Raw genomic sequence first — 18,317 nt, forward strand, 5'->3', positions numbered from 1 at the left:
GGATCATTAAGCCATCTCCCAGGTTCAGGATTTTTCATAAAGCCACACGCGCAATAGTGACATCAGCTGATCAATGTCCACAGGCTTGGTAATGTAGTCGGACGCGCCCGCATTAATGCATTTTTCGCGGTCACCTGTCATTGCTTTGGCCGTGACGGCAATCACCGGCAGGTTGCGCCACTGGTAATTCTCCCGGATGCGTCTGGCGGTTTCATAGCCATCCATCTGCGGCATCATCATGTCCAGCAGCACCACATCCACGTCCGGATTTTCTTCCAGCCGCTGCAATGCTTCTTTTCCGTCAAGTGCCGTTAGCACATTCATTTTAAAGTTTTCCAAAGATTTGGAAAGCGAGAATATATTCCGCACATCGTCGTCGGCAATAAGCACCGTTTTACCTTGCAGGATTTCACTCAGGCCGCCCAGTTTCTGCCTGTCCGAAGCTTTTTGCGGAGCCTTTTTGCTCTCTTCAACCACATGCAGGAAAAGTGAAACTTCATCCAGCATACGCTGGTAGGAGTGAGCAGTCTTCACCACGATGGAATCGGCATATTGTTTGATACGCAGCTCTTCGGTCATCGAAAGGCTTTTTCCCGTAAATACGATAATCGGGATATGTTCGAAGCTTGGATTCATTTTTGCCATTTCGAGCATTTCGTAGGCTTTCTTGTCGGGAATGCCCATATCCAGGATCACGCAGTCGACCTCATTATTTTGCAAAGCTTGCAGCCCTTCGTCAATGTCGCTTTTCAGTTGAGAATTAATGTTGAAAGACGACAAATAATAAGCAAGGGCTTTGGCATGCATGGAATTATCTTCCACGATTAGCACTTTCTTGCTTTGCTTGCTGACCACAAATTCAATCTTTTTAAAGATCTTCTCCATCTTCTCGAACGCAACGGGCTTATCAATGAAATCCACAGCGCCTTTCAGCAGGCTTTCATTTTTCATGCGGTGCGAAGACATTATGTGCACCGGAATGTGCCTTGTTTCCGGCCTCGATTTCAATTCGTCCATCACTTCCCAGCCGCTCATGACAGGAAGCTGAATGTCGAGCAAAATGCCCATTGGTTTGAAGGTCTGTGCCAGTTCCAGCCCTTCATCTCCGCGAACAGCGACAATCCCTTTATAACCTTGCTTCCGGGTGTAATCGAGCAGCGACTTGGCAAACATTGTGTCATCTTCCACGATCAGGATCGTTTTGTCCGTAACCTGAATGTTGTCGCGGTCGTCGGCAATGCTGGACGGGATTACCGTGCTGATGAAACGTGCATCGTTTCCTTCCGGCTTGGTCTTTAATGCTTCTTCGCTATGGTTCAGGAAATACGTTTTGGGCTCGCTGGTGTTTCCGGCGAATGCTTTCGCAACAGGAATGGAGAGGGTGAAAACGCTGCCTTCATTTAATTTGCTGGACAGTTCAATCTCACCACCCAGCAGTTTGACAAGCTCACGACTGATGGAAAGCCCCAGTCCGGTTCCGCCGTACTTTCTTTTTGTAGAACCGTCGGCTTGCTGGAATGCTTCGAAAATGTGCAATTGCTTCTCCGGCGCTACGCCTATACCCGTATCTGTCACCGAAAAGCTGAGCATATTCTCCGAGCCGGATTTGCGCTTGATATCGATGCGGACGGAACCCTGTGAAGTGAATTTCAATGCATTGGATATCAAATTTTTAAGTATTTGTTCCAAACGCATTCTGTCCGTTTCAATCACCAGGGGAACACCGTTTTCAATGTCAACCACGAAATCAAGTCCTTTTTCCCGTGCAACCGGGGCGAACAAACCTTTCAGATCGTCCACAATTTCCTTTACCGTAACATTGACATAGTCCAGCTCCATCTTGCCGGCCTCAATTTTGGAAAGGTCCAGGATCTCGTCGATCAGCCCGAGTAATCCGTTTCCGGAAGATTGGATCACGGTTGCATATTCGACTTGTTCACTGCTCAGGTTTTTCTCGTCATTTTCGGACAGTAACCGGCTCAGTAGTAAAATAGAGTTTAGTGGTGTGCGCAGCTCGTGGGACATATTGGCCAGGAATTCGGACTTGTAACGCGTCGTCAATTCCAGTTCCTCGGCCTTCTTTTGTATCTCTGCATTCTTTTCTTCCAGCAGTCCGCTGCGTTCTTCCAGTTCTTCGTTGGTTTGTTGGAGTTCTTCCTGCTGCACGCGAAGCTCTTCTTCGGATGCCTGCAACTTCTGTGACTGTGCTTCGAGCTCTGCATTCAGATTTTCCAGCTCATTATGCTGCGTCTGCAATTCCTCGGACTGGGCCTGCGTCTCTTCCAGGAAATTTTGCAATCTCAGGTAATCCAATGCCGAGTTGACGCCCGTAGCAATGGATTCCAAACTGCCTTCCAAAAACTGAATTTCAAGCTTATCCGGTTTGGAAAGAAAAGCCAATTCTATCACCCCGATGCATTCATAGGCGTAAATAAGCGGTAGGATCGCCAGCGCAGCTGGCTTGGTTTCGCCGAGCGTCGAAGTTACTTTCAGGTAATTTTCGGGTACATCATACACTACGACCGGCTTTTTACTATGGATCACCTGTCCAGCGAGGCCGGCGCCGGGAGTGATGGTTTCCGGTGCATTCTCCGCGGCATAACTGCTTGCTAGTTTAAAGTTCCAGTCGTTATCCTGGATATAGATCGTGCCGAGGTGGGCTTTGGAATAGCGCGTAATGGTTTCAATGAGGTTCGCCGCCAGTTTTTTCAAAATTCGCTCGCCGCGGATCGCATCGCTGATCTCCACCATTCCGGTTTGCATCCAGTTCCTGGTGTTCAGATCATTGAATGTCTGTTCGAGCGAAGCAGTCATTTTATTCAGTGCGGCTGAAATGCGGCCAATGTCGTCATCACTCTCATCCTGGGATCTTACGGCATAATCGCCTTCCGAAACCTGTCTTGTGATCTGTTCTATGCGGTTAATCCTGCGTTCTGTGGTTCTGTATTTTTCTTCTTCTAAAAGCTGCAAAGCAAGTCTCTTGTCCATATCGTTCTTGATGCGCATGTATGCAAACACCGTAATCAGAATGGAGATCAATGCGGCCACGATGAGCAGGATAGGCGTATATTGAATGTAGATCTGCTGCTGTTCCAGTCGGGTCTGGAGAATTTTATTTTCTTCAGACTTGATACGTTCTGTGGTCAGCCGCAGGTCGTCCATGATCTTTTTTCCTTTGACCATTTCACGCAGCCGACCGTTTTGATCATCCGCAAAGTTGCTGTTCCGGCGTGTCTGGTCAATAATGTATTGCATTTGCCCGAATTTGGCTTCGTACAATGCTTTAATTTCCCGCAGGTTTTTTTGCTGCGCCGGGTTGTCAGCGGTTAGTTCGCTAAGGTTGTTGTAGCTGTTGGTTGTTTTTGCATACGCATCATTGTAAGGGTCCAGGAATGTTGCGTCTGAAGTGATCAGATATCCCCGCTGGCCCGTTTCAGCATCCTTTACGAAAGAGATAATGGATTCAGCTTCTATGAGGACCTGGTTGGTGTGGTTAACCAGTTCTGAATTATTGATAAGCTTCTGAGTGCTGTAATAGGAGGCCAAAAGGCTGAATATAAGCAGCAGAATGGAAAAGGAGAATACAATTTGTAATTGCTGAATTATAGAGTTAGAGGTTTTTTTCATCTGCGCTTATAGCTGATTTTTCAGTTTTGTTATCGTTTAAAGCCTGCTCCTGGACGAGGGGCAGGATGAGAATAAATTGGGCGCCGCGGTTCTCCGCACTTCTTGCTGAGATGATGCCGTTGTGCTTGTCCATAATCTTTTTGGCAATCGCCAGCCCGATTCCCGTCCCTTCATAGCTGTTCATATTGTTGAGCCGCTGGAAAATGACAAATATCCTGTCCAGAAATTTTTCGTCAAACCCGATGCCGTTATCTTCGATCACGATTTTGCAATAATGCCCCTCGTTGTGCTCAGCTGCGTCCACGTGCTTGTCTGCAATGATCGTTGATGTCACGTTTATAACCGGCGGAATTCCTTCTTTGGAGAATTTGAGCGCATTACTGATCAGGTTTTGGAAAACCTGACGAATCTGGCTCGGTATGGTATCAATGATGGGCAGCTTGCTGATCCGAATCTCTGCTTTCTTATTCAGGATGATCTCATCGAAGTCGGAAAGCAAATCGTCCAGTAAAGAATTCAGGTCCGTGGGCTGGAAGCGGGCTTTAACCGAAAGCCTGGAATAATCGAGCAGGTCACTGATCAGGCGGGACATTCTGGCCGACGAGCTGATGGACCGGTTGAGATACGAAACGGCCTCCGCATTTTCATTCAGATATTTGTCTTTTACCAAATGGCTGAAAGTCTGGATTTTACGTAGGGGCTCTTTTAGGTCGTGTGAAACAACCCAGGCAAATTGCTGCAACTCGTGGTTCGTCGTTTCGAGTTCCGAGTTTTTGTCAAGCAGCTCCTTCGTGCGGAGTTCTACTTTGTGTTCGAGCAGTTCATTTGCCATTTTTTGCTGGTGAATGTCTGTAAATGTGCCTACCCAGCGGATGGTTAACCCGTTTTGGAGGATCGGGATGATTTTGATCAGAAAATATTTGTATTCCTGCGTTTCTAAATGTCTTAACCTCGCTTCGCTGGTAAATTCCTGTCCGTTCCTGAATGATGTCTCCCAGTGCTCATAAAAATTATCTTCGGGATGCGATTCGGGAAATACATTAGCATCCGCCGACACCTGAAACCAATGTTCGTTTACGAAATCTATTTTTCCATCCACACCAATGGTAAATGCGATCTGCGGAAGCGATTCAAGTATAACCCGCAACTCCTCCATTCGTCCGGCGAGTTCTTCCTGGGCTTTTTTTCTTATTTCAATTTCATATTGAAGTGAATGCTGAATTGCTTTCAGTTCCTGCTGCTGCTCGTAAAGTTTGTAGAAAGTCTTTACTTTAAGCAGCAAAATATCCGCATCCACGGGCTTGGTGAGGTAATCAATGCCGCCGGAGGAATAGCCTTTGGTAATAAATTTCTTCTCTTTGTTAACAGCAGAAAGGAAAATGATGGGTGTATCCTTTGCTTTCCCAAAACCCGAAATTGCTTCGGCAACCTCAAAGCCGTCCATGCCGGGCATCTGGACGTCCATAATGATCACAGAATAGCTGTTTTTCAGTATTTTTTTTAAAGCCTCTTCTCCTGACTCGGCACTATCCGTTTTGAAATCGTGCAGTTCCAGGATCTTTTTAAGTGGAAGTATATTTTCGGGCCTGTCGTCGACAATCAGAATCATAATATGGGTAAAAAACTATCCATTCAAATCCTTGCTAATGTCAGCTGTGAAGTGATCTAGTATGCTTAAAATTAAACCTGCATGTGTATACGCTGTAATTCAATTAGTTAAGATAGAGTGATAGCAACAAGTCAAAAAATTCAGTGTAAGGTAATCGATATTAGAGATTTGACACAAAAATCATACCAAATTTGCATTAAATGGCAGTATTTATTGAATTATTGAATACTAATGACCCTATGCCTCGCTTACAATTTTTTAAGTTCTTCGGACCATTTCTGAATGGTGATCATGGGATGAATGAAGGGCGTGTTTTTGTCCATATCATCATTGTTATCCTTCAAATTAAAGGCTTTGTGGAATATTTTCCCGAATCCTTCAGTGCCGTACTGGCATAATTTTATAGCAAATTATGTTCTCAAACAAAAATTCTGGCGAAGATGGTCTGCGTAATGTGTGTTCAGGCGGGCTTTTCCGCGTGGCCGAAACGGAAATTTGTAATAAAAATCTAAAAAATGAAAAAAGTATCCAATAATACCGTTGTCAAAAAATCCGAACATATTAACGTCGTAGTATACCCGGGCGAACCCTATCCACTGGGGGCTACATATGATGGTGAAGGAGTTAATTTCGCATTATATTCCGAGCATGCCACAGGGGTTGAGCTTTGCCTTTTTGAAAGCCAGGAGAGCGAACGGGAGCATATTAAAATTGAAATACAAGAAGCGTCACACCATGTGTGGCATGTCTATGTGCCTGGTTTAAAGCCGGGTCAGTTGTATGGTTATCGTGTTCACGGGCCTTTCGTACCCACTGAGGGATTCAGGTTTAATCCTAATAAACTCCTCATTGATCCATATGCAAAGTCCATTTCCGGAACTATCCAGTGGCATGACGCGCTTTTCGGATATGTTATCGGTGATGAAAATGAAGACCTCAGTTTCAGCGAGCTGGATAGTGCTCCCTACATTCCTAAATCAGTGGTTATCGATTCGGGTTTCGACTGGGAAGGGGTACAGCCACCTGAGATTCCTTATCATGATACGATTATTTATGAAACACACGTAAAGGGATTTACTATTTTAAATGATCAGATTCCTGAGGAAATACGGGGAACGTATGCTGCTATGGGGCATCCGGCCACCGTTAAATATCTCAAAGAACTCGGCGTAAACGCAGTTGAGCTCATGCCGGTTCACCATTTTATTGCCGACCGGCACCTGAAAGAGCGCGAACTGACCAACTATTGGGGTTATAATTCCATTGGTTTCTTCGCGCCGGATGTGCGTTACAGCAGTGCCGGGACCCTGGGTGAGCAGGTGGTTGAGTTCAAGAATATGGTGAAGGAATTGCATAAGGCAGGCATCGAAGTGATTTTGGATGTGGTTTATAACCATACAGGCGAAGGAAACCAGATGGGGCCGACCTTATCGTTCCGGGGAATCGACAATATGTCTTATTACCGGCTTATGGAAGGCCGTTACTATATGGATTACACGGGAACGGGTAACACCTTGAATGCCCGGCTTCCGAGCGTGCTGCGCCTGATCATGGACAGCCTGCGTTACTGGATCACCGAAATGCATGTGGATGGTTTCCGGTTCGACCTGGCTTCTACGCTTGCCAGGGAATTGCATGAAGTGGACAGGTTGAGCGCATTCTTCGACATCATTCACCAGGATCCGATCATTTCACAGGTGAAACTTATCGCCGAGCCCTGGGATATAGGTTTCAATGGTTATCAGGTAGGAAAGTTTCCGATCGGATGGGCCGAATGGAACGGGCAATACCGTGATTGTATGCGCGATTACTGGCGTGGTGCCGACAGCATGCTTGCCGAATTTGCAGAAAGGTTTACGGGAAGTTCCGATTTATACAAAGGAGAGTACCGCAGGCCAACGGCGAGCATTAACTTCATCACCGCACACGACGGTTTTACATTGAATGACCTTGTGTCGTATAATGACAAACGTAATGCAGCCAATGGCGAAAACAATAATGATGGGGACGACCATAACCGTTCCTGGAATTGCGGCGTAGAAGGCCCAACCGACGACCCGGAAGTGAATGCATTGAGAAACAAGCAAAAACGGAATTTTCTCACTACCCTGTTTTTATCGCAAGGTGTTCCTATGTTGGTTGCCGGCGACGAGTGGGGCAGGACCCAGGGAGGGAATAACAATGCTTACTGCCAGGACAATGAAATATCGTGGCTCAACTGGGACAAGGCGGATACCGAGTTATTGACATTCTCGCAAAAGCTAATCGCTTTCAGTAAGGCGCACCGCTCGTTCAGAAGAAGGGACTGGTTCCGCGGGTTACCGATTAAGGGAAAAGGATTGGAGGATATTGCATGGTTCCTGCCTGATGGAAGCGAAATGCCGGAAGAAAACTGGAACCACGACTACGCCAAGTCATTGGCCGTTTTCCTGAATGGTAAGGGGATCCGCCACGTGAATAAAAAGGGTGAGCCGATTTATGATGATAGCTTTTATATGATCTTCAATGCGCATTATGAACCCGTTGAATACACGCTGCCTCCTAAAAAATACGGAACGGAATGGCGAAAAGTAATTGATACGAGTGAAGGCACAGTGAACGAAGAAGGCGAACAATTCGGACCAGATACATCTGTAACGGTGGATAGCAGGTCGATCATTGTATTTAAACATGCATTGGAACAACAGAAAATATGATTGATAACGAAAAATTGATACCGGGTGTACGGTTCAACGAATTCGGTGAAGCGCAAGTGGTTGTGTGGGCTCCCGAATTAGAAGAGATTTCACTGCTGCTTGAAACCTCGCGGGAGCAGCTTCCTCTAAAAAAGCAGGAGCTGGGTTATTGGCTGCTGAGGACCGACGCGCTGAAACAGGGCGATCTTTACCAGTTTGTGGTAAAAGACAAGCCACTGCCTGATCCTGCATCCCTATGGCAGCCTCAGGGCGTACATGGACCTTCCGCTGCCTATGACGTTCGTAATTTCAAATGGACTGATAAGGACCTGCCACAACCGGCGCTGAAAGATTACATTATCTATGAGCTGCACACCGGGACTTTTACAGAGGAAGGCACATTTGCAGCGATGGAAAGCAAGCTGGATTATCTGGTTGAACTCGGCATTAATGCGATTGAGATCATGCCTGTCTCGCAATTTGCAGGCGCGCGTAACTGGGGCTATGATGGGGTTCTTCCTTATTGTGTCCAGGATTCCTACGGCGGGCCAGAGGCTTTGCAGCATCTTGTAAATGCCTGCCATGAGAAAGGAATCGCCGTCATTTTGGATGTCGTTTACAATCACATCGGCCCGGAAGGCAATGTGCTGCCTCAGTACGGCCCTTATTTTACGGATAAATACAACACACCCTGGGGCGATGCGCTCAATTTTGACTCTCCCTGGTGCGATGGTGTCCGGGAATATTTTGTCGAAAATGTGCTGATGTGGTTCAGGGATTTCCACATTGATGCGCTGCGGATGGATGCGGTTCATGCCATAAAGGACATGAGTCCCGTTCATATCTTGCAGGAAATGAGGACGCACGTCGATGAGCTGGCTCAGCAGACTGGAAAAAGTCATTACCTGATCGTAGAGATGGACCTGAATGACACACGTTACATTAAGCCAATCGCAAATGGCGGTTACGGAATGGACGGACAGTGGATAGATGAGTTTCACCACGCATTGCGCGTTTCCTCAGGCCAGCAGCGAAGCGGTTACTACTCTGACTTTGAGCCTATAACATCTCTGGCTAAATCCTATAAAGATGCCTACGTATATGACGGTGGGTTTTCTGAACATCGCAAGCGGAAGTTCGGTGTGAAGGCGGACGGGCATCCCGGCGAGCAATTTGTGGTTTTTTCTCAAAATCACGATCATGTAGGAAACCGGATGCTGGGTGAGCGCACAAGTCAGCTTGTCTCGTTTGAGATGCAGAAATTGCTGGCCGGTGCTGTTTTTGTGAGCCCTTACCTGCCAATGCTCTTCATGGGCGAAGAATACAGCGAGAGCAATCCATTTCAGTATTTTGTGAGCCATACTGATCCTGAATTAGCAGAAGCTGTTAGAAAAGGTCGGAAGCGGGAGTTCGCAGCGTTCCATCTGGATGGCGAAGCTCCGGACCCGATGTCGGAAGAGACTTTCAATAATTCGAAACTCCAATGGTCACTGCCGGAAGAAGGTCAGCATAAGACGATGTTGCAGTTTTACAAAGAGCTGATCCGTCTGAAAAAATCACAGCCAGCATTAAGCAGCAGTGATCGCGAAGCGTTGGAGGTTGAGCCGAACACGGTAAATGAAACGATCACCCTGCGTCGCTGGACTTCGGAACAGGAGATTGTCGCCTTCCTAAATTTCTCTAAATCGGTCCGTGAAATGTGGTTACCAGAGCAGGCAGGCGGATGGAAGAAATTGATCGCGTCCTCTGACGAAGTTTGGAATGGATTGGGGAATGTTATCGAGCCACCGGCTGACAGACTGATTATGCTGCCGCCGGAGAGCTTTGCTATTTTTACAAATTCCGTATTTTAATCTTCATCTCATGTGGCGCCACTTCGTCGCCGCCAAAATAGGGAAGGAGCTTATAAGCAATGCCACGCCGCCTGAACAGTGGCGTGGCATTTTTGTATCCACCCCATGGTAAGAAAATATGTAAGCATTATCCTCCGAGGCTATTTTGAAGCTGTTGGTCTCGTTCAGCTCAGCAGTACCCAGGTCTTTTACTTCCCGGACGCCATTTGCGTAGGTGTATGCATAGATGTGTATGTTGCCCTCCAACCAGTTCCAACCGAATCTTGCGCTGTTGTTTTGATGTTGCGAGCTGCAATCCGAAAATCCATAAAGCTTATTGATGTCAAACTGGTTTTCAGGAATGGCTGTCTGATAAATGCAGGAGCTGTCGAAAACGACCTGAAAACGCATTGAGCTGGCTGTGAAGGGCGTATTAACATTTTTCTCGACCTCATGCTCACCGGCTTTAATGGTGTAAGTAATAAAATCGTCACCAAAGCTGGGTGTGTTGCCTATCCAGTCGCAGGAAATGGTGGCAATCAAAAGAATGGCACAATAAAAGGCTGTTCTCATAACAATGTGCTGCATTACCGGCAAAGTTTAACCGATAATCAGCTAATGAACGAATGGTTGAGCTTAAAATTGAATAAAATGCAAAGTGTGTGATCAGTGTTTTGCAATCATGTAAGTATGGAACTTGAGCGGCGCGTCTTTCAATTTCTGCCGAAACTCTTCCACATTGTTAAATTGCAGTTGTGTCATTGTTTTTGATTCAAAATTAATCTGAAAACTGTCCACATCAAAAGGCCACGGTGTAACGCTGAGTTCATTATCGGCAGGCGACCAAAGCTCATAGTTCTGCTGATCCGGCCCGGCGCTGATCTCGATTTTACGGCCTTCGGGCGGGACCAGGTTCTGGCATAGCAATAAAGAAAACGCATCGCACCATTCGAGAATAGCATAAGCCGTTTTGATCTCTTTCTCATCCAGCTGTGCCTCTTTAAGCCATTTCCGATCGTATTTTTTTAGTTTGGCACAATATGCAGCGATCTTTTTGTCGGTTTCTTTTTCGTATAAAAATTGCAAATGCTGTGATGTTAGCAAAGCAATGTAGCGGCTTTTGGACATGGCCAGTTGCAGGAGTTCTTCACATTTGTCCTCATCAAATTTCCGCATCTTAAAGTTCACAGGCCCGCCATTTTCATTCAGGAGCATGTTGTCGTTTAAGAACTCATTGAATGCGTCGTCATGCTCCGTTGTGGCAATGATCGTTTCCAGCCATCGTTCCGGCCTTAGGTCCTGTTTCCAGTGAAAGCATATTTGCCCGGAAAGCAGCCCGTGCGCGCGCTGTGAGATGATCTGCCAGCCATTTTCCTGATAATTAACAATCATATTGTTAGTGAAATTTGAAATGATATATTGCAAAAAAGGCCAGAACGAATCCTGGCCTACCTTCACAAAACTGCATTTTCACAACGGCTATTGCTGCTGTTTTTGCTGTTTTGAATTGCTATGTTGCTCTTTGTGATTATTTGTAATGTGGTCTCCTTTAACCATTTCCTCTTCCTTGTGCCTGCTGTCGATATTGTCTTTATTGTCAGGCTTGCGGTTGCTCTGCGATTGCTGCATCGATCCCGAATTTTGTGACTGTTTCATGACAATCTTTATTTGGTTATGCACCTTACATTTTAAAAACTATGCCAGCGGTGCGGGCTCCTTGTTAAATTCTCTTCGGGTTCCTTCATAAAGCTCGTATTCCAGTAAGCGACAGTCGATTGTGCTGGTATAGAACTCAATTCTGCGCTTGGCTTTTAACCCGATCTTCTTTGCAAGGTCCAGGTTTCCGGTAAACACGTATCCGAAATATCCGCCACACTTTTGTTTCATAAAATCGCCAATCCGCGCATATGTTTCTTCCAGCTCTGCGATTTCGCCCAGCCGGTCGCCGTACTCGGGATTAATAAAAAACACGCCTTTATTTTCTTGCGGGACTTCTGTATCGGCGAAGTCGCAGCATTCAAAGTCGATGAGTTCGGCTACGCCGGCTGCGATGGCATTTTTCTTAGCATTAGCGATGGCCACATTACTGTAATCTGTCGCAATGATCCGCAAGCCGGGCACTTCCCTGATCTGATGTTCCAGCTTGTCTTGCTCGGCGTAATAAATTTCCTGGTCGTAGCCGAGCACGTGCATAAATGCGAAGTTATCCCTGAAAAGGCCAGGGCGGCTGTTTGTAGCGATTAAAGCAGCTTCAATGGCCAATGTTCCAGACCCACACATCGGATTGATGAATGTTGAGTTCCGGTCCCAGCGGCTGGCAAGAATTGTGGCGGAGGCCAGCGCTTCGAGCATGGGCGCTCTGCCCGGAATTTTGCGGTAACTATGCCGGGCAAGCGAGTCGCCGGACGTATCTATAAAAATTTCAGCTGAATCATTTTTCCAAAACAAATGGATCACCGTGCCTATCAGATCCGAACCTGTGGTTGGTCGCGTGCCTTTCTTATCCCGGAAGCGGTCTACGATGGCATCTTTAACACGCAGGTTCGCGAACATGCTGTTGTTGATGGTCGGGTTCTGTACATTGCTGGTGACCGAGAAATATCCTTCGTCGGCAATGATATCTTCCCAGGGCATTTGCAGCAGGAACCGGTAAACGTCATCAGGATGGTGCGCTGTAAATGAACCCAGACTGTACAAAACCTGGCTCGCGCAATAGAGATTAAGGTTTAGCTTAATGCACTCATTAATTGATGCTTTAATCCTTAATCCGGTAACGAATGCTTCCTCAATCTCGAATCCCAGGTCCTTAACCTCCTGTTCCAGATAGGGCGCAAGGCGTTTGTGACAAGTGATAATGACGCGGGAAGGTGTTGTGAAATATGACATGCGTGAAGTTGAGCTTTCGGCGGTCAGCTCTTTTGTTTTATTTTAAAAGAACAAACTTAGTGCTTTCTGCCCTAACCGCCTATATTCCGTTCAGCTCACTTTCCGTAAATGCTTTTTCACGCCCGGTTAATTTCTGACGCGTTTTTTCAACTTCCTCGGTGGTGATTTTGTCCGCATCATTGCGCCATGATTTTCTGATAAAGCTCAGCAGCTGGGCAATGTCTTCGCTAGGCATATCTTTATCGTAGCCAATGCCGGGCATATCGCCGCTCACCTCGGGCGTCTGGTACACGCGGCCATTTACTTTAACAGGGCCGGTTAAGCCATAAAGAATGATCGAAATAAGCTTGTCTTTATTCCCCGTAACCCATTCCGACTGGTTCAATGGCGGAGCGAGCGATTTGATCCCAGCGCCATCTGCGCCATGGCATGTCTGGCAAATGGATGTGAACAATGCTTCGCCTTTTGGAAATTCCTTTTTCAGCATTTCAGGATTCCGGTTGCCGCGTGCGCTCTGCACAGTGCTGATAACCCGTTGCAATTGCTTGTTCAACAGAAAGTCGGGATTAGAGAGAGAAGCGGAAATTGCGGATTGAAAGCTTTCTTCCTGATCTTGTAGGTTGCTGATAATGGCGTCGCTGACATAACGGTTGTTCGGATATTTCGCAGCCAGCTTGGTAAGCAGCCCGCGGGCAGCCGTTGTATCGAATGGTTGGATGGTTTTGGCTGCAAGCGCAATGTAAGGGGCTGCTAATGTGTCATTAGCGTCCACCATAGTATTGAATGCTGAAGCAAATTGCTGATAGGAACCGGGCGTCATCAATGCTGACGAAACGGCAAGCCCTTGCATACGGAATTTCCAGTCAGCCTGTCTCAGCCATGCCAAAGCTTCCTCTGTTTTCAGGGAATTAAGGCCTTCCAACGTCCATAATGCATGAATAGCGAGCAGCGGATTTGTTGTTTGCTTGATCGCTGCGCGCAAGGCAGGAACGGTCTTGTTATACTTCCCGTCGATCAGCTTCTGTTGTGCGCGGTCTCTTACCCAGCCATTGGCATGGCCCAGCAATTTCACGAGGTCATCGGCGCCGGAGGGAATCATTACCGGTTTGGCCTTTGCGTTTTTTGGGACAATTTTATAAATACGTCCGCTGGAAAGTGGTTGTGTAAGGCTGCGCTTGCCAATCTGGTCTTTCAGATAAGGGGTCAAATAAGTTTTGTGCTGGATGATCCCGCGATACATGTCCAGAATATACATGGCACCATCCGGTCCGTTATAAAGGCTTACCGGACGAAAACGCTCATCTGTGCTTGCCAGGAATTCTTTGTTTTTGTATGCCTGTTCCCCCTTAACAACGTAGCCGTTTTCGCTGAGCACATTCCGTTTGATGAGGTTCGCCGAAGGTTCGGGAACGAACGCGTTAAATGCGTAGCTGTCGCCAAACAGGTCGCCGCGGTAAACGACGGGCGCTGCTGCTGCAGTAAAGTTAGTCAGGCGCAGGCTGTCGTCGAGGACGTTTTTCATGTAGCCGCGGTTCACGCCGGGTGTAGGATGCAATGGGAAAACGCGGTTATTGGCCACCCATTTTTCATTGTAACCTGCCACATTCTTCTGGTTTTTATTGGAAGCGCCAAGCCCGGCCGGGAAATAGTCCCCGATCAGGTTTTGCGAATTGTTGTTATAATAAAGGCGACCGTAATTATCCTGGCTGATGCCCCACTGGCCGCGGAAATGCGTATGTTCAATTTCCCATTTATTACCACGCTTGCGGTAGCGCTTGTCTGATTTGGCATTGTAAATCCAGTTGTCCAGCGCCCTGAAAAGCCCGTTAGGCTGGTGCTCAACATTACCGCCTTCTGTGTATTTCGGATCGACTAATGTTCTTTTTACGACCTTATCATTTTTGATCTCATAAAACCAGAGATTGGTTGGTTCTGCCACCAGTAACCCATTCTCAATAAGACAGATCGCCCGTGGAAGAACAAGGGAATCGATCACGACTGCGCGGTCATCATAAACGCCGTCTTTGTTTTTGTCGTCCAGGATTACGATGTTCCCGTTCGGAATATCTTCGCCTGTACCGATGGTGTCGGGCATATAACCCGTCATCTCCACGACCCACATTCTGGCCTTGTCATCGAACTGCATGGCAACGGGCGCACTTACGAGCGGCTCGGCAGCGATCAGTTTTACTTCAAAACCATCGTCCACCTGCATTTTTGCAATGGTCTTTTCGGGTAAAATAAATGGCGATAATGCGGAAACCTCAGCCTCGGCAGGAACTTCCTTTTCCACTTTTTCGGTAACGACCTGCTGTGAGCCGGTTTGCTTATTTGACTTACAATAAAACAATGTGACCGAAATTGTCAGGAAAAGAATATAATATCGGGACTTTTTCATTTCAATGAATAACCTCTTTGCAGTAATGGTGAAATTAAATATAGCAGGTTGGAAGAACCAAACAATCAATCTCTTAACGCTTCTTCCACCGGTTTCATATTTTTGGTAAGGAAATGAATGATGAGCCATGCTACCAGATAGGCCAGGCCGCATATAACGAACAAAATATTGTACCCTGCGCCAATGTTCCCCGCTGCTTTATAATAGTCCAGTAACGAACCCACCAGCAATGGAAAAAGCGTGGAGCCAATAGACCCGGCCATGCCACCGATTCCTACGACGGAGCTTACCGCGCGCTTTGGAAAAATGTCGGAAACAATCGTAAAAATATTCGCGCTCCAAGCCTGGTGCGCTGCTGCTGCAATGCTGATAATGCCCACTGCCACCCAGATATCAGTCGCAAATTGTGCCAGAATGATCGGTAATACTGCGATTGCAACGACCAGCAACGTCGTTTTCCGCGCCCGCAACGGTGCCCAGCCCATTTTTTTGATCAGATAAGACGAAAGATAACCGCCGCCAATGCTGCCGAATGTTGTTGCCGTATATACGACCGCCAAATGCAAGCTTGGTTTTTTAAGATCCAGTGCGAACGTGGTAGCAAAATAGGAGGGAAGCCAGAAGAGGAAGAACCACCAGATGGGATCGGTAAGCAGTTTTCCGCTGATAAAAACCCATGTCTGAGGAAGTTGGACCAACTTGGCCCACTTGATCGGTTTTTGATCCGGCGTAGCAATGTCTTCGCTATCGCTGTGAATGTACTCAAATTCAGGCGTCTTGATTTTCTTATGTCTGGAAGGGATTTCGTAGAACAACCACCAGAAAATGAGCCAGATAAATCCCAGCGCACCCGTAATCAGGAATGCTTCCTGCCAGCCGTAAGCGCCAAGTAACCAGGGAACCATTATGGGCGCTGCAACGGCGCCGATGCTCGTTCCGGAGTTGAATATCCCGGTGGCCAATGCGCGTTCGCGCTTGGGAAACCATTCGGCTGTTGCTTTTACAGCAGCAGGAAAGTTACCGGCTTCCCCAAGGCCTAAAAGTGCCCTAACCGCTCCAAAACCGAATGTGCTTTTTACAAATGCGTGCGCAATGGCAGCAATGCTCCAAATGATGATGGAAATAGAATATCCTAATTTCGAACCGATACGGTCGATGAAATTTCCAAAAATGATATAACCCAGGGCATAGCATCCGGCAAATACCATGACAATATTAGCATAGTCAGTTTCGGTCCAGTTGAACTCCACTTCAAGCGTGGGTTTCAGTAAACCCAGGATTTGTCTGTCGATGTAATTGATTGTGGTGGCGAAGAATAACAATGCACAAATGACCCAACGGTAATTGCCAATTTTGGATTTTTCCATAGTGAGAGGTAAATCGATTTTTTCGGATTCAGGATGTAAAAACTGTTTGTTCGAAAAGAAGACTGTTTTTTAATCATTCTACCCCTTAAAATCATTGCGGCGCGGCCAATAAAAAAGACTCCCGCCACTAACAAGCTGGCTTGTAGCGACGGAAGAATGTATTTTCAGAAACTTTATCTCAACTTTAACTAGTTGATAGGATAGTCCCTTTGTGCTTTTTCCAGGTCGGCCTCGTTGGTCAGGTCGAGGCGGAGCGGGGTGATGGAAACAAAATTGTTTTCAATCGCCCAACGGTCTGTTCCTTCCTCGGCGGGCTCCATTGGAATTACCGTAAACCAGTAATGTTTCCGACCCATAGGATCAAGCGCAGGAACGATCTGGTTGTCGTATAACCTTACCGACTGCCTTGTCCAGCGCACACCCTGCGGATCATGCGGGAAGTTGACATTCACCAGGTTCAAATGTTCATTTTGAAATAAAAGGGCCAGTGCTTTCTCTACAAAAGGGTCCAATGCATCAAAATCAGGCTCCTTATCGGTTGGCGTGCTGAGGGCAATTCCCTTCATGCCGAATAATACGGCCTGTTTGGCGGCGGCGAGCGTTCCGGAATGCCACATGGCATTTCCCAGGTTTGGCCCCATGTTGATGCCCGAAAGCACCACATCCGGTTTGTCCCATAAATGCTGGCCGAGTGCCACACAGTCCGCGGGCGTGCCGTTGACGCGCCAGGCGTCGATGCCATCAAATTCGATTGGTGATTTTTTGTAAGAAAGTGGCCGGGAAGCTGTAATCGCGTGGCCCATAGATGATTGTTCAACATCGGGGGCTACCACTTTAACTTCTCCAAACCGCGCCGCAATTTTTGCCAGGGCAGCGAGTCCGGGACTGTATATTCCATCGTCGTTTGTCACCAGGATTTTCATAATGATATCTTTTTTAGGGTTCAGGGTAATAAAATTATGCCTGGTATGTTTTTTATGCCTGGTACGTTATCCTAAATACTTTCTATGAAAAACGCAAACCTTTTGCATAATCCCACAGCCGGGGATAATGATTTTTCCGAAACGCAACTAGTGAAACAGATCGAGGCGGAAGGTTTTAATTGCGAATATTCCTCTGTTAAAGAGGAAGGCTGGGACCAGTTCAAAACAGAAACAGATTTTCTTATCATTGCAGGCGGCGACGGGACTGTGAGGCGCGTTGCCAAAGCGCTTATGGCCAGGAAGCGGCTGGACAAGCAATATCCGCTTGCACTATTGCCGCATGGAACGGCCAATAACATTGCTACAGCAATAGGGATCAGCGGTAAACCCAAAGAAATTGCCAAACGCTGGCACGAAGTAAATTTGCAGCCTTTTGACATTGGTAAAGTATATGGCTTGAAGGACGACCGTTTTTTCCTGGAAGGCTTTGGCTACGGCGTATTCCCGCGCCTGATGAAAGTGATGGAAAAAATAGAGGGTGAGATCGGTGATTCGGCGGAGGAAAAGCTGAAAGCGGCACTCGCGGTTCTCTACGATGTTGTGCTTAACTATGATGCAAAGGAATGCAGGGTGGAAGCAGATGGCGTTTCGTATTCGGGCAAATACCTGATGGTGGAAGTCATGAACATCAGGTCTATCGGCCCCAATCTGGTTCTGGCACCTGCGGCGGATCCGGGAGACGGAGAGCTGGAAATCGTGATGATCCCGGAAACGCAAAGGAAGAAGTTGGAAACGTACATTCTGGCGCTGATCAATGGTGAGGATAAGGAGTTTGACTTCACGACTGTCAGGGCAAAGAATGTTACGCTGCTCTGGGAAGGTAAGGATCTGCACATAGATGATGAGCGCATCAAGCTCGAAAATCCTGCTGAGATACGGATTGAAATACAACCTAACATGTTACAGTTCCTGGTGACAAAATCCGCAGACTAATAACTTT

General features: G+C 47.0%; 13 protein-coding genes. 4 read left to right on the plus strand and 9 right to left on the minus strand.

From position 1 onward, the window contains the following. Window positions 1–24: 24 nt before the first annotated feature. Both G395_RS0127265 and G395_RS0127270 read right to left on the minus strand, forming a co-directional pair. Window positions 25–3,627 (minus strand): response regulator, encoded by a 3,603-nt coding sequence (locus G395_RS0127265; RefSeq protein WP_026632888.1) that lies wholly within the window; start codon window positions 3,625–3,627, stop codon window positions 25–27. After that, window positions 3,611–5,236 carry a hybrid sensor histidine kinase/response regulator gene (locus G395_RS0127270; RefSeq protein WP_026632889.1) on the minus strand — a complete coding sequence of 542 codons (1,626 nt, stop codon included), beginning with the start codon at window positions 5,234–5,236 and terminating at the stop codon, window positions 3,611–3,613. Before G395_RS0127270 ends, G395_RS0127265 begins: the two co-directional genes overlap by 17 nt. 200 nt (window positions 5,237–5,436) lie before the next feature. On the opposite strand from G395_RS0127270, the gene G395_RS0127275 reads away from it, so the two are divergent. The 3 genes from G395_RS0127275 to treZ all read left to right on the plus strand — a co-directional run bounded on the left by G395_RS0127275 (window position 5,437) and on the right by treZ (window position 9,764). Continuing rightward, window positions 5,437–5,634 (plus strand): hypothetical protein, encoded by a 198-nt coding sequence (locus tag G395_RS0127275; protein ID WP_026632890.1) that lies wholly within the window; start codon window positions 5,437–5,439, stop codon window positions 5,632–5,634. A 117-nt stretch (window positions 5,635–5,751) separates the two neighbouring features. After that, a complete protein-coding gene (gene glgX / locus G395_RS0127285) occupies window positions 5,752–7,932 on the plus strand; it encodes a glycogen debranching protein GlgX (RefSeq protein ID WP_026632891.1) in 2,181 nt (726 codons plus the stop codon). Beyond that, on the plus strand, window positions 7,929–9,764 hold the full coding sequence (gene treZ / locus G395_RS0127290) for a malto-oligosyltrehalose trehalohydrolase (protein ID WP_026632892.1): 1,836 nt from the start codon (window positions 7,929–7,931) through the stop codon (window positions 9,762–9,764). Before glgX ends, treZ begins: the two co-directional genes overlap by 4 nt. A gap of 3 nt (window positions 9,765–9,767) precedes the next feature. Here the strand turns inward: treZ and G395_RS30765 are convergent, their stop codons facing one another. From G395_RS30765 to surE, 7 genes are all read right to left on the minus strand, one after another. Beyond that, complete coding sequence (locus G395_RS30765) at window positions 9,768–10,331, minus strand: hypothetical protein (RefSeq protein ID WP_229204308.1); 564 nt, start codon at window positions 10,329–10,331, stop codon at window positions 9,768–9,770. Window positions 10,332–10,409: 78 nt separating this feature from the next. After that, window positions 10,410–11,135 (minus strand): DUF3891 family protein, encoded by a 726-nt coding sequence (locus tag G395_RS0127300; protein ID WP_026632893.1) that lies wholly within the window; start codon window positions 11,133–11,135, stop codon window positions 10,410–10,412. Window positions 11,136–11,222: 87 nt separating this feature from the next. Beyond that, window positions 11,223–11,399, minus strand: a complete 177-nt coding sequence (locus G395_RS32345; protein ID WP_157486859.1) for a hypothetical protein — start codon at window positions 11,397–11,399, stop codon at window positions 11,223–11,225. A gap of 39 nt (window positions 11,400–11,438) precedes the next feature. Further along, window positions 11,439–12,629, minus strand: a complete 1,191-nt coding sequence (locus tag G395_RS0127310) for a THUMP domain-containing class I SAM-dependent RNA methyltransferase (RefSeq protein WP_026632894.1) — start codon at window positions 12,627–12,629, stop codon at window positions 11,439–11,441. Window positions 12,630–12,708: 79 nt separating this feature from the next. After that, on the minus strand, window positions 12,709–15,027 hold the full coding sequence (locus G395_RS0127315) for a DUF7133 domain-containing protein (RefSeq protein WP_026632895.1): 2,319 nt from the start codon (window positions 15,025–15,027) through the stop codon (window positions 12,709–12,711). Between the two features lie 65 nt (window positions 15,028–15,092). Beyond that, entirely contained in the window at window positions 15,093–16,394 is a 1,302-nt protein-coding gene (locus tag G395_RS0127320) for an MFS transporter (protein WP_026632896.1), read from the minus strand. A gap of 188 nt (window positions 16,395–16,582) precedes the next feature. Beyond that, complete coding sequence (surE, locus tag G395_RS0127325; RefSeq protein ID WP_026632897.1) at window positions 16,583–17,317, minus strand: 5'/3'-nucleotidase SurE; 735 nt, start codon at window positions 17,315–17,317, stop codon at window positions 16,583–16,585. An 84-nt stretch (window positions 17,318–17,401) separates the two neighbouring features. Between surE and G395_RS0127330 the strand changes: the two genes are divergently transcribed. Then, window positions 17,402–18,310, plus strand: a complete 909-nt coding sequence (locus tag G395_RS0127330; RefSeq protein WP_026632898.1) for a diacylglycerol/lipid kinase family protein — start codon at window positions 17,402–17,404, stop codon at window positions 18,308–18,310. The last annotated feature ends 7 nt before the right edge of the window (window positions 18,311–18,317 follow it).

The organism is Dyadobacter alkalitolerans DSM 23607 (assembly GCF_000428845.1).
Classification (GTDB): domain Bacteria; phylum Bacteroidota; class Bacteroidia; order Cytophagales; family Spirosomataceae; genus Dyadobacter; species Dyadobacter alkalitolerans.